Origin of the sequence: Colwellia sp. MB02u-14, from assembly GCF_014076915.1 — a bacterium.
GTDB lineage: Bacteria > Pseudomonadota > Gammaproteobacteria > Enterobacterales > Alteromonadaceae > Colwellia_A.
Genome location: NZ_JACGUX010000079.1, coordinates 234,318 through 247,723 on the forward strand (window position 1 = coordinate 234,318; position 13,406 = coordinate 247,723).

The following is a 13,406-nucleotide window of genomic DNA, read 5'->3' on the forward strand; positions in this document are numbered from 1 at the left end:
TTCACTTCGGTTTACATTAAACGGTTTTTTAAGGCATCATTAAGTTTATTGGTCGCATTGGCTAGTAAAAGCGCGGTATCGTTAAAATCAATACATGCATCAGTGACTGAAATACCATATTTCAATGACTCTTTTGGACCACTCGTACTCTGGTTACCCGCATGAATATTACTTTCTAACATTATACCTATTATTGACTTATTACCTTCAACGATTTGATCAAAGACATTTTCTGCCACTAAGGGCTGACGGCGATAATCTTTGCTTGAGTTGCCATGTGAGCAATCAATAACGATACCAGGCTCTAAGCCATGAACACTCAATTCTTTCTCACACAACCCGACATTAACAGCATCATAATTAGGTTTTTTGCCACCCCGCAAAATAACATGGCCGTCAGGGTTGCCTGATGTTTTAATCAATGACACTTGCCCTTGACGATTAATCCCCATAAAACGATGTGGAGATGCTGCTGACTGCAAAGCATTAATAGCAACATCTAAACTACCATTCGTGCCATTTTTAAAGCCGATAGGCATAGAGAGCCCTGAAGCCATCTCCCTGTGTGTTTGTGACTCAGTTGTTCTAGCACCAATCGCTGACCAACTAAATAATTCAGCTAAATATTGGGGGCTAATAGGGTCAAGTGCTTCGGTCGCTAATGGCAGGCCTAACTCAGTTAAATAAATCAATAATTCTCGAGCTTTACGTAAACCGGTTTCAACATCAAAAGTGCCGTCCATATGTGGATCGTTTATCAACCCTTTCCAACCTACAGTCGTGCGGGGTTTTTCAAAATATACACGCATAACAATGTAAAGGTTATCTTGATGCTTATCGTGAAGCGTTTTTAATTTTTGTGCGTATTCTTTAGCAGCTTCAAGGTCATGTACTGAACAAGGGCCTGAAATGACTAATAAACGATGATCTTTTTTATGAATAATATTCGCGATAACTTTTCGGGCAGCTTTAACAAAATTCCGTCCGGTTTCTGATAAAGGTAATTCGTCTCTAAGCTGATCAGGTGTGATCAGTACATCTTCAGAATTAACGTGAATATCATTAAGTGTTTTCACATGAGAATTTTTACTTGATAAAGAGTGAGACATTGTATTTTCCATTTATCGCAAGATTATTTATTAAGGTAAATATAGAACAAAAGACTAAGTGTGACTTAGCAAAAGAAGGGAATGTAATAATATCTTTTTTGTTGGATTTGCATAATAATTTTACCGACTGTAATTATGTAAAGTTAAGTTTACTATGTTTGTATAGAATATCTTACAGATTATTTTTTTGAAGGTACAGGTTTTTTAGTGTTTTTATTCTAGCTTATTTAATTTTTGTGCATAAAACCGCCTCTAATAGCTACCATAGCGTTCATCCGAAACATAAAAAGCGCCCTAAGGCGCTTTTTATGTTGACAGTAAAGACTACACTGATGGTTTAGCCAGTATGAACAATTCGGTTACTGATTAAATGATCAACTACCGCTGGGTCTGCTAATGTTGACGTATCACCAAGAGTATCAATATCATTTTCAGCAATTTTACGTAAGATACGACGCATAATTTTACCCGATCGTGTTTTTGGTAAACCCGGTGCAGACTGAATGTAATCAGGTTTGGCAAAACGACCTAGCTCTTTAGCAACAAATTCTGTTAAGTCTTTAAGCAATTCTGGAGACTCGCTCGCATTGCCCATTAAAGTCACGTAAGCATAAACGCCTTGCCCTTTAATCTCATGTGGATAACCCACAACAGCAGCTTCTGCAACAGCAGGATGAAGAACTAATGCACTTTCGATTTCAGCGGTGCCTAAGCGATGACCCGAAACGTTAAGTACATCATCAACACGCCCCGTTATCCAGTAGAACCCATCTTCATCACGACGCGCGCCATCACCAGTAAAATAATTACCTGGATATTGGCTTAAATAGGTTTGATAGAAACGGTCATGATCACCATAAACGGTACGTAGCTGACCAGGCCAACTGCCTGTTATCATTAACAAACCTTGATCAGCACCTTCGAGAGCATTACCTTCTTTATCAAACAATGCCGGCTGTACACCAAAAAATGGCTTACCGGCTGCACCCGGTTTCATATCAACGGCACCAGGTAATGAAGTAATTAAGATACCACCCGTTTCTGTTTGCCACCAAGTGTCAACAATTGGACAATTAGATTTACCGACAATTTCATAATACCAATGCCAAGCTTCAGGATTAATAGGTTCGCCAACAGTACCTAATATACGTAATGATGAAAGGTCTGATTGGTGAACTAAATCATCACCAACGCTCATTAAAGCCCGAATAGCGGTAGGTGCAGTGTAGAAGATATTCACTTTATGTTTTTCACAAACCTGCCAAAATCGTCCTGCATCAGGGTATGTTGGCACACCTTCAAAAACCAGTGTAGTGGCGCCATTAGCTAATGGGCCATAGAAAATATAAGAGTGGCCTGTGATCCAGCCAGCATCCGCGGTACACCAATAAATTTCACCATCTTTATAATCAAAAACATATTTATGGGTCATAGCAGCATAAAGAGAATACCCACCACAAGTATGTAAAACACCTTTTGGCGTACCTGTTGAGCCAGAGGTGTAAAGGATAAACAATGGATCTTCCGCATCCATCACTTCCGGCTCACAAACGGCTAATTGCTTGGCAACTTCGTCTTCATAATTAACATCAATCTTGTCATTCCAAGCAACATCACCACCTGTTCGGGCAACAACAATAACAGTATGTACATTAGGGCACTCTGCAACAGCGTCATCAACGTTTACTTTTAAAGGAATAACACGACCACCACGTAAACTTTCATCGGCGGTAATAACCACTTGGCAATCAGCATCAGCGACACGAGAACGAATGGCTTCAGTTGAAAAACCACCAAAGACAACAGAATGAACTGCGCCAATTCGAGCACACGCTAACATTGCATAACCAACTTCAGGGATCATCGGCATATATATACAAACACGATCACCTTTTTTAACACCTCGTGCTTTGAGTAAGTTTGCAAAACGGCAGACATGATCATGTAATTCTTGGTACGTAATTTTTTTGTCTTCGTTGGGATCATCGCCTTCCCAAATAATAGCCGTATCGTTTGCTTTAGTCGCTAAGTGACGGTCAATACAATTATAACTTACGTTTAATTTACCACCAGAAAACCACTTAATATCAGCCGTTTTCAAGTCAACATCACTGACACTGTCCCACGGTTTATACCAATCAAGAAATTTATCAGCTTGTTCAGCCCAGAATATGTCCGGTTGCTCAATTGATTGCTTATACATCGCATCATAAGTTGCACTATCGATATGCGTGTGTACCTTGGCTTGCTCTAAAACTGGATAACAGCTTTTCAATTTTTTCATCTTGAGTCCTTCATTGCTGACTTGACGTTGCTAACATTATTATTACTTAAATGGTCTTAAAATCCATATAAGCGGTAATAGATTTTGAGTTTTACTTTTAAAACAGTGAACAACATCATATAGGAAGTTAATTAGTGCGACTACTCAACTAAAGTCGAATACGACTGATTAATTTCATATTAAGCTGGAAAAAATTATTGTCCTTGCAATACATTAACACTGAAAACACCCAATGACAACGCTGTCATTAGTCAACTAAAAAAAAGCAAAAAAATTTGCACTTTATTATAAAATATAAACGGTAGTGATTATGGGTTAACGAATAGTAATTTCTGGTGAACCGTTAATTTCACCACCTTCTGTTATAATAACGGTGCCGTTATTATTCGATAGCACAGCGATACTTCGCCCCTCTTCATTACGTATAAAGAGTAATTCATAACCAAACTTACCTAAGCTACCCGCAGAAAATTTTTGAGCGAGTGATAACTTTTCCCACCAGACTGAATGCTCAGGAGATTTTTTTCTTCTCTCAGTAAAGGGTTGCTTTTCTAAACGCATAACATACCCGCCAATTAAGTAAAGACTGACTACATTCTCGTAATATAGGCTTGAACAATTGTCACACCTACTCTTAGTATAGGACAGATAGATCACCAAGGGACTTTTATTAGTTAACTAAGTAGAAAGTACCACAAACGCTGTGGCAAACAACGCTTCATCAGAGAGTGATATATGCCAAGTTTTAGCGCCTAATGCTGTAGCTAGTACTTCTGCTCGATCATATAAGTGCAGTTGAGGCTGGCCTGATGCTAATGATTTTATTTCAAAATGTTGAAATGAGACTCCATTGGCTATCCCCGTACCTAAGGCTTTTGATGCAGCTTCTTTTCCTGCCCAGCGTTTTGCTAAATAAAACACAGGATTTTTTAATGAGTGATATTTTTCATACTCTGCCGGCGTAAGTACGCGAAGCGCTAAACGGTCACGTACGTTAATGGCCATATTTTCTATACGGCTTATTTCAATAATATCAGTACCTATACCGACAACAGACATAATGAATCTCTTTTATAAAGCTTTCTTGTAAGCGCCACATTAACATTTATAAATACTTAGTTACGTTAAATAAGGCAGCAATGTGACACATCCTGCCTTCGATATACTCTAGCGTGAACTTCGAGCTTCTAACATTAACTGTTTCATATCACGAACAGCTCTATCTAATCCGTCAATAACGGCTCGCGCAATAATAGCATGGCCAATATTTAGCTCTATTATCTCTTCGATTGCCGCAATAGGTTTTACATTAAAGTAGTTTAAACCATGTCCAGCATTAACTTTTAAACCATTGGCATGCGCGTATTTAATGCCTTCAATTAAACGGTTCAGTTCAATTTTTTGTTCTTGTTCATTTTCAGCATCAGCATAATGCCCAGTATGAATTTCAATATAAGGGGCTTTACTTGCAATGGCTGCATCGATTTGATTTTTATCTGCATCAATAAATAAACTTGTTTCAATACCTGCTGCAGATAACTGAGTAACTGCACGGGTAATTTTATCTAAATTAGCCACGACATCTAAGCCACCTTCGGTTGTAAGTTCTTCACGTTTTTCAGGAACAAGACAACAAAATACTGGCTTAACTTCACAAGCAATTGCTAACATTTCATCAGTGAGTGCCATTTCTAAATTCATGCGTGTATGCAAAGTTTGCTTTAGCACGTGAATATCTCTGTCTTGGATGTGACGACGGTCTTCACGTAAATGTACCGTAATACCATCAGCACCAGCATGCTCTGCAACTGATGCAGCATAAACAGGATCAGGGTAATTTGTGCCCCTCACTTCTCGTAAGGTAGCAATATGGTCGACATTTACGCCTAATAAAAGTTCGCTCATTGTTTTTATCTCTTAAATTTATGAATTTTTTGTAAATAATTTCCGGCTATTTAACGGTTTACCATCGAGTAAATGGTTAATAATTTGCCGCATCAGTCCTTTATACGTTTGCATGACTTCTTTAGATGATAAATCTTCTTGTGCAATCGCTTTTAAATGCATTGAATTATAACCCGTTTGAACCAGCTTAGTGATTGCAGGCACAAACCCCTTCTCTGGAAGGTAATAATAATGACTATTATTTTCTGAAAATAGGGGTGAATAATCAATAGTCATTCCTAATTCTTCTAATAATCTATTTTCGAAGTGTCTCAATATAAATTCAATGGGACGTTGTTTAGATAGTTGCTTAATACTTTCTTGATATTGACAGTAAAGTTCATCGTAGGGGATATGTTCTCCCAATAAACGCACTTGTAGCTCGTTAAGGTAGAAACCACTGTAGAGGTAATTACCGCTGAGTTGATATGATTTCCTTGCTGGTTCAACCCGCTGTAAATACTTCAGATTACCTTTCCCTTTCAATACAATTTTTAGCGGAGAGAAAGGTTGCAGTAACGCTTTTTTATTAGATTTTAACGAATGACCTAAGTAAGAAATTGCAGAGATTTTCCCTTGATGGGATGTTAAGAATTCAAGCAATATTTGATTTTCACGATAGGGCCGTGAATGTAATAAAAATGCACTTTGCTCAAATTCTTCCATTATTTAGGGTCCAAAAGGCAGGTTAGCAACTAGCCAGAGTATTCATCCCCATAACCCAAGCTACGTAAAGCACGTTCATCATCTGCCCAACCTGATTTCACTTTTACCCAGGTTTCGAGAAAAACTTTCTGTTCAAAAAGTGCTTCCATATCACGACGAGCTTCTTGACCAATTGTTTTAAGGCGCTCTCCTTTGTTACCTATAACCATGCGCTTTTGGCTTTTTCGTTCCACTAAAATGAGCGCATTGATATGGATAATACCTTTTTCGTCCATTTTAAATTGTTCAACTTCAACCGTTGTTGAATAAGGCAGTTCATCACCCGTGAAACGGATAAGCTTCTCACGAATGATTTCAGACGCCATAAATCGACTCGAGCGGTCAGTAACGTAGTCATCCGGAAACCAAAAATCACCTTCAGGAAGTGAGTCAAGGCAAAGCTGACGAATAGTATCAACGTTATCACCTTTCGCTGCAGAAATAGGCACGATATCACTAAAGTTGTGCTTCTCGCCTAATTTTTGCAAGTGGGGCAACAACGATTCTTTATCTTGCACGTTATCTATTTTATTAATGACTAAAATACAACGAGCGCCTGATTTTTTGATTTTACTGAGTACAAGTTCATCATCTGTTGTCCAATGTGTCCCTTCAACAAGAAACACAACTAATTCAACTTCGGCAATTGAACTGCTGGCTGCACGATTCATTAAGCGATTAATCGCGCGTTTTTCATCTGAATGTAGCCCTGGAGTATCAACTAATACCGCTTGCTTATTTTTTTCGGTTAAAATACCTAAAATTCGATGGCGAGTCGTTTGTGGTTTACGTGAGGTAATACTAATTTTTTGACCTAACAAGCTGTTAAGCAATGTTGATTTACCAACATTAGGACGACCAACAATAGCAATTAAGCCACAATGTTTATTTTCACTTGTCATGATGATTTCGCTGAGTTATTTTTTATCAAAAATGAGCGCGAGTACTTGTTGCGCTGCGGCTTGTTCGGCTTTTCGGCGACTAGTGCCTTTAGTGATAACTTCAGTACTTATCACACTAGTTGTACATCGCACAGTAAATTGCTGGTTGTGAGACTGCCCACTTGTATGAATAACTTCATAAAGTGGCAAGGCAATTTTCCGTGCTTGTAAGTATTCTTGTAACCGTGTTTTAGGGTCTTTTTGCTCGTTACCTGGCTTAATGATATTTAAGCGTTCAGCAAACCAACTCAGCACTAACGCTTTAGCAGTATCGTTATCTGAATCTAAATATACGGCACCAATAATAGCTTCAACAGCATCTTCTAAAATTGAGTCTCGGCGGTGTCCACCACTCTTTAATTCACCAGGACCTAAAATTAAGTATTCACCTAAATTAAAGCCTCGTCCAATTTCGGCTAATGTTACACCACGAACCAGGCTAGAACGCATGCGAGTGAGGTCACCTTCATCATGAGAAGGGAATTGCTGATAAAGTACTTCAGCAATGACAAAGCCAAGGATAGAATCACCCAAAAACTCTAAACGTTCATTGTGCGTACCTTTTGCACTGCGATGCGTTAATGCTTGTAATAATAAATCAGTATTGTTGAAGGTATACCCTAAATTTTTACTGAGTCTTGTGATTGCAATTGCTGAGCTTTTCACCATTAATTAATCCAGCCTAAACGTGAGAAGCGCACATTAGTCGGCACCCATTTAGGTAAAAAACTGCTTTGGTCACGATCAAAGTCAAAACTCATCCAAATAGCGATAGCTTCGCCAACAAGATTTTCTTCCGGTACAAAACCCCAAAAACGTCCATCGAGACTATTATCGCGATTGTCACCCATCACATAAAAATGCCCCGCGGGTACTACAAATTCATCTTGCTGTGTACCTGATTGCTTATAATAATATTGAGTACGCGGCAGTATTTGGTTATCAATTAAAATATCATGGCTTTTGTTTGGCATATCAGACGTATAACGACTAAGTCCATACGAACCATCTGGTGACTCAGTTTCTTTTTTAAAAGTATGTACTACTTGTTCAAAGTCTGGACATTTAGCATCACTTTCTTGACAAGCAGATTTGATATAGATTGATTTATTACGATAAATAATTCTATCGCCTGGTAAACCAATGACACGCTTTATGTAGTCGATTTTTGGATCTTCTGGATATTTAAAAACAACAACATCACCACGTTCAGGTAAACCTATTTCAATAAATTTATTACGTACCACAGGATCACGTAAACCATAGTTAAATTTATTCACTAAAATAAAGTCGCCATCTAATAGCGTTGGCATCATAGAACCAGACGGTATTTGAAACGGTTCCCATAAGAATGAGCGTAAGATCAAAACAAAAGCGATTACCGGAAATATTTGCACAGCCGTATCAACAATTGTTGAAGGCTCGGCTAACTTAGCGGCAACGTCATCTGGCAGTGCTTCTTGGCATTGCGCTTGAGCGTTCGCTAATTTTAATTGACGCTGAGGGGCTAGATAAAACTTATCTGCTAACCATACAATGCCGGTGATCCCAGTAATAATAACCAGGAATATTGAAAAATAAACAGCCATAATTTCCTTACTAACTTTCTAATTTAAGTACCGCTAAAAACGCTTCTTGAGGTACTTCAACGTTACCCACTTGCTTCATACGTTTTTTACCATCTTTCTGCTTCTGCAGTAGCTTTTTCTTACGAGAAATATCACCACCATAACATTTTGCAGTAACATTCTTACGTAATTGCTTAACTGTCGTACGGGCAATGACGTTATTGCCAATCGCGGCTTGAATGGCAATATCAAACATTTGACGATGAATAAGTTCTTTTAGTTTATCCACTAACATACGGCCACGAGCAACTGAATTACCTCTATGGGTAATCATTGCGAGTGCATCAACACGATCACCATTGATCATTACATCAACGCGCACCATATCTGCAGGTTCAAAGCGAACAAAGTTATAATCAAGCGAGGCATAACCACGGCTGGTGGATTTCAATTTATCAAAGAAATCCATTACCACTTCTGCCATTGGTAACTCATACCTTACAGCCACTTGATTACCGTGATAAATGATATCTTTTTGAACGCCACGCTTTTCAATACATAAAGTAATAACATTACCTAAATGTTCTTGTGGCACTAAAATATTGGCTTCAACAATAGGTTCACGAATTTCATCAATATTATTAACGGCGGGTAAATCACCCGGGTTATCAATTGATAACACTTTGCCATCAGTACACAAAATTTCATAATTAACCGTTGGTGCAGTTGTTATTAAATCAAGATCATATTCACGCGCTAAACGTTCTTGCACAATCTCCATGTGTAACATACCAAGAAAACCAATTCTGAAACCAAAACCAAGTGCTGATGAATTCTCTGGTTCAAAAAATAATGATGCATCGTTTAAGCTTAATTTGTTCAATGCATCACGGAAATTTTCGAAATCCTCAGAACTTATAGGAAATATACCCGCATAAACTTGCGGTTGAACTTTTTTGAAACCAGCAAGTGCGGTAGTCGCTTCCTTCTTACTGATTGTGATGGTGTCACCCACTGGCGCACCATGAATTTCTTTAATGCCAGCGATAATGAAGCCTACTTCGCCGGTTTTTAAAATACCTGTTTCAACTTGCTTAGGTGTAAATATACCGACTTTATCAATTTGGTGAACTTGTCCTGTCGACATGACCACCATTTTATCGCCTTTTTTGACTTCACCGTTCATAACACGAACGAGTGAAACAACACCTTGGTAATTATCAAACCATGAATCAACGATCAATGCTTGTAAATTGCCTTTAGGGTCACCTGTTGGCGCAGGAATATTTTCAACAATAGTTTCTAATACATCTTCAATACCTATGCCTGTTTTTGCAGAACACTGCACAGCACCCGTAGCATCAATACCAATAATATCTTCAATTTCTTCACTAACGCGATCAGGATCGGCTTGTGGTAAATCGATTTTATTCAAAATAGGGAGAACTTCTAAATCCATCTCAAGCGCGGTATAACAATTGGCAACCGTCTGTGCTTCAACACCTTGACCGGCATCGACAACAAGCAAGGCACCTTCACAAGAAGCTAATGAGCGCGAAACTTCGTAAGAGAAATCAACATGGCCAGGCGTGTCGATAAAGTTAAGCTGATAAGTTTCCCCATTTTTAGCTTTATAATCAAGCGTAACACTTTGCGCTTTAATGGTAATGCCACGTTCACGCTCAATGTCCATTGAGTCTAGGACTTGTGCTTCCATTTCACGTTCTTGTAAGCCACCACAATGTTGGATCAAGCGATCAGAAAGTGTAGATTTACCGTGATCGATATGGGCGATAATTGAAAAGTTACGTATATTTTTCATAAATGGAAGTTCAAATAATGCTGTGGTTAATTCAATAGTGGCACGATTTTATCTAATTTAGCGCTCTGCGGCTATCTTTATGTTGTGTTAACTTGTGTATATGCTCGTTCCATTTCAAGATACGGCTTTCAGTCAGTCGTTAAAGGCATAAATACTCGGCAGTAATTGAAGATAATAACGATCGTATTGTCGACATTAATTAACGAGAGAGTGCCCTTTTATCGCCTTACACATTAGGCTAGAACAGATACACTCGTTTTAGTCAGTAATTTCGACAATATTTATTGATGAATGATTTATTCGAAGAATGCGTGGGATTAATAAATTACAATATTTACCACGCTTTTGCTGATATTTTGCTAAAGAAAAACCGATATAACCACCGAAAGCACCTAATGCTATTGCCAGTAATTCGTGACCGAATATTTCATTTTCAACAAACCATTGCCCAAGGGAAGATGCTATAACTAGCCCGAGCAAAGGCCATAAATAGACTTGCCAAGCGGTTAATAATAAATGTTTATCCGATAAACCTAAAACGACTGTATCGCCAATTTTTACCGGTAAATCAGTCTCTAGTTCTAAAGTAAGTTTGGGTTGTGGAAAGGCTTTAGCCACCTGCCCACTTCCGCAGTTATCAACTTGTTTACAGCCACTGCAACTTGATTTTATTTGGCTTTCAACCGTGACTTTACTTTTAATGGTTCGATCAGCACTTTTATTTTCCGCTGAATCTATTGACACAACGGTAGCATTTTCTTCAATCATGGTTTTGGCGGTTTTATCGTAATAGAGTCTGCAATAGCTTTTGCCGTTGTAGAAGGAATTTTTCCAACAACACTGACTTCAATACCTTCATTCACTTGGTTTAATGCCAACGTTGCTCCGTCCATAGCAAAATCAGCATTACGTTGCTTTTCTTGACTACCATTAACGTAAATTGAAATATCGACAAGGCCGTCACTCAATAGCATAAACTCAACTGGCTGTTTCGTGAGTGATATTTTATGACGATTAGTATTAATTTGAGTAAAACCTTCCGGCAACCAATTAACATTCCATTGCAACTCTTGCTGTTGATACTCTTGCGGAATATCAACTAAAACTGGTAGTTCAGTATCATTTAACTGTAATACACTTTCAGATGGCTTATCCGTTATCTCTAAATGTGTGAATTGAATTTGCTCTAATTGTTGCCCTTGTTTAGTAACAATAGACAATTTTAATAGCATACTCGATTGCTGATCTAACCACAGCCAATAAGCATAACGATGAGCATTTTTTGCTTCTATTCTGATCAGTTGTGCGGGTCGGCCTAAAACTCGGCTGCGGCCAACAGAAATAAAATCATATATGTTTTCTAACTGAGAAATATCGCCCGCTAAAATAGCAGGAATAGGCCCACTAATTTGTTGAGAGGTCACCGAATAAGGAGGAAGCTCTGGCTCAATGTAACTAACGGTATTGCCTTTACGAAGAATATCGCGACGCGGGCCATTGAGTAGAGAAAGTATTTCGAGTTCAGTGCCGGTATCATCTACACCATGAAACCAATGATATGGCTGTGCTTGATTGTTTTTGACGACAACAAAAGAAGTGCTAAAATTCAGTTTATTTAATGCGTTAGATAAACGTTCAAGCCAAGCTTTTGCTGGCTCACTTTCTTCACCAACCGCTGAAAAGCTTATACTTAACAGTAGTAAAACATAACTTAATAATTTCATTTATTACTTTCATTTACCTTTTTATCAACAATAGAATGAGTTTCATTTTGATCATCAGTGTTAGTATCATTAACAGCCAATGAACTTAATTTAACCTGTTGCTGATGATCAGAGAATAAAGCATGAAAACGACGCTGTTGATCAATAAAAGCTTGTTTCTGTGAAGCCCTATCAGGCTCTTGAAAGTTAAGGCTTACCGGTTCAGCAGTGCCAGCCATAGGAATAGTTTTTACTATTTGGCTCGGTAAAATAGTTTCATTATTTTGAGCAACATTACTTTGTACACCTAAAACCATTAAACCTGCAGCTGAAGCGGCAATCGCTAGTTGGCCAAAAGGTTTCGCAAACGCGACAACTTTTGCCTTTAATTTCAACGCGAAAACGTTATTATTTTTCGGCGCTAAAATGGTTGGCTCTGCTGCAATAGCTTGTGCTATTTCTGCAGACAAATCGAGTTGTAAAACATCTGGAGTGTCGTTGCGTAATACATCTCCAATTAAATGATAACGATCCCAAGTAGTCGACAAATGTTCATCGTTGATAATATCATCAAACGCGTTGTCATCATGTTGAAAATCATCAACACAAGACGACACTGTCTCAAACTTATTTTCACTCATATATACACCTTAAAAATTAACACTAACATTCGTGTGAATTAAATTAATTTTATCTTTAATACAACAAAGCTAACATTAATAACTAGTTTTGTAGTAGTGGCCTAATTTTTTTATCTACCGCGTCTCGAGCTCTAAATATTCTCGAACGCACAGTCCCAACCGGACAATCCATGATATGTGCTATTTCTTCATAACTTAACCCTTCTAGCTCTCGAAGGTTAATTGCTGTGCGCAAATCATTGGGTAACTGTTCAATGGTATCAAAAATAACTTTTTTGATTTCATTGGTTAATAATAACTTTTCAGGAGAAGCGTTTTCTCGTAAAGCTTCACCTGAGTCATAAATTTCTGCATCCTCAACTTCTATATCAGAACCTGGTGGTTTTCGATTGCTAGCAACCATATGGTTTTTTGCGCAATTAACGGCTATTCGATAAAGCCAGGTATAAAAAGCACTGTCCCCTCTAAAGTTAGGTAAAGCTCTATAAGCTTTAATAAATGCTTCTTGAACTATATCCGGTACATCACTGTGATTCTTTACATAACGCGACACTAAATTTGCTACTTTATGCTGATACTTTGTCACCAAAAGGTTAAAAGCAGCCTTATCTCCGCGCTGTACTCGTTCAACCAGTTTTTGGTCAACGTTTATTTCGCTCATTTGAGCCAATACTCCTAATTATCACTTA

14 protein-coding genes are annotated in these 13,406 nt (G+C 38.2%); all 14 read right to left on the reverse strand.

Annotated elements, in window-relative coordinates:
- Positions 1–11: 11 nt before the first annotated feature.
- The 14 genes from H4J52_RS11375 to rpoE all read right to left on the reverse strand — a co-directional run bounded on the left by H4J52_RS11375 (position 12) and on the right by rpoE (position 13,378).
- Positions 12–1,109, reverse strand: a complete 1,098-nt coding sequence (locus H4J52_RS11375) for a 3-deoxy-7-phosphoheptulonate synthase (RefSeq protein ID WP_182177062.1) — start codon at positions 1,107–1,109, stop codon at positions 12–14.
- Positions 1,110–1,446: 337 nt separating this feature from the next.
- The gene (gene acs / locus H4J52_RS11380; RefSeq protein WP_182177063.1) at positions 1,447–3,393 is read right to left on the reverse strand and encodes an acetate--CoA ligase; all 1,947 of its coding nucleotides are present in this window, start codon (positions 3,391–3,393) and stop codon (positions 1,447–1,449) included.
- Positions 3,394–3,708: 315 nt separating this feature from the next.
- Positions 3,709–3,954, reverse strand: coding sequence for a hypothetical protein (locus H4J52_RS11385; protein ID WP_182177064.1), 246 nt, complete (start codon positions 3,952–3,954; stop codon positions 3,709–3,711).
- Between the two features lie 117 nt (positions 3,955–4,071).
- Entirely contained in the window at positions 4,072–4,452 is a 381-nt protein-coding gene (acpS, locus tag H4J52_RS11390) for a holo-ACP synthase (protein WP_182177065.1), read from the reverse strand.
- A 108-nt stretch (positions 4,453–4,560) separates the two neighbouring features.
- The gene (gene pdxJ, locus H4J52_RS11395; protein ID WP_182177066.1) at positions 4,561–5,298 is read right to left on the reverse strand and encodes a pyridoxine 5'-phosphate synthase; all 738 of its coding nucleotides are present in this window, start codon (positions 5,296–5,298) and stop codon (positions 4,561–4,563) included.
- An 18-nt stretch (positions 5,299–5,316) separates the two neighbouring features.
- Positions 5,317–6,003: a DNA repair protein RecO gene (gene recO, locus H4J52_RS11400; RefSeq protein ID WP_182177067.1), complete on the reverse strand. Its 687-nt coding sequence runs from the start codon at positions 6,001–6,003 to the stop codon at positions 5,317–5,319.
- 29 nt (positions 6,004–6,032) lie between these two features.
- A complete protein-coding gene (gene era / locus H4J52_RS11405) occupies positions 6,033–6,944 on the reverse strand; it encodes a GTPase Era (protein ID WP_182177068.1) in 912 nt (303 codons plus the stop codon).
- A 15-nt stretch (positions 6,945–6,959) separates the two neighbouring features.
- Positions 6,960–7,652 (reverse strand): ribonuclease III, encoded by a 693-nt coding sequence (gene rnc / locus H4J52_RS11410; protein WP_182177069.1) that lies wholly within the window; start codon positions 7,650–7,652, stop codon positions 6,960–6,962.
- Positions 7,652–8,572 (reverse strand): signal peptidase I, encoded by a 921-nt coding sequence (lepB, locus tag H4J52_RS11415; RefSeq protein WP_182177070.1) that lies wholly within the window; start codon positions 8,570–8,572, stop codon positions 7,652–7,654. The genes rnc and lepB overlap by 1 nt, the downstream gene beginning before the upstream one ends.
- A 10-nt stretch (positions 8,573–8,582) precedes the next feature.
- On the reverse strand, positions 8,583–10,373 hold the full coding sequence (gene lepA, locus H4J52_RS11420; protein WP_182177071.1) for a translation elongation factor 4: 1,791 nt from the start codon (positions 10,371–10,373) through the stop codon (positions 8,583–8,585).
- 258 nt (positions 10,374–10,631) lie between these two features.
- Positions 10,632–11,141 carry a SoxR reducing system RseC family protein gene (locus H4J52_RS11425; protein ID WP_182177072.1) on the reverse strand — a complete coding sequence of 170 codons (510 nt, stop codon included), beginning with the start codon at positions 11,139–11,141 and terminating at the stop codon, positions 10,632–10,634.
- A complete protein-coding gene (locus H4J52_RS11430; protein ID WP_182177073.1) occupies positions 11,138–12,097 on the reverse strand; it encodes a MucB/RseB C-terminal domain-containing protein in 960 nt (319 codons plus the stop codon). The genes H4J52_RS11425 and H4J52_RS11430 overlap by 4 nt, the downstream gene beginning before the upstream one ends.
- Positions 12,094–12,717, reverse strand: a complete 624-nt coding sequence (locus H4J52_RS11435) for a sigma-E factor negative regulatory protein (protein WP_182223637.1) — start codon at positions 12,715–12,717, stop codon at positions 12,094–12,096. Before H4J52_RS11435 ends, H4J52_RS11430 begins: the two co-directional genes overlap by 4 nt.
- 82 nt (positions 12,718–12,799) lie before the next feature.
- The gene (gene rpoE / locus H4J52_RS11440; protein ID WP_182177075.1) at positions 12,800–13,378 is read right to left on the reverse strand and encodes an RNA polymerase sigma factor RpoE; all 579 of its coding nucleotides are present in this window, start codon (positions 13,376–13,378) and stop codon (positions 12,800–12,802) included.
- Positions 13,379–13,406: the final 28 nt, after the last annotated feature.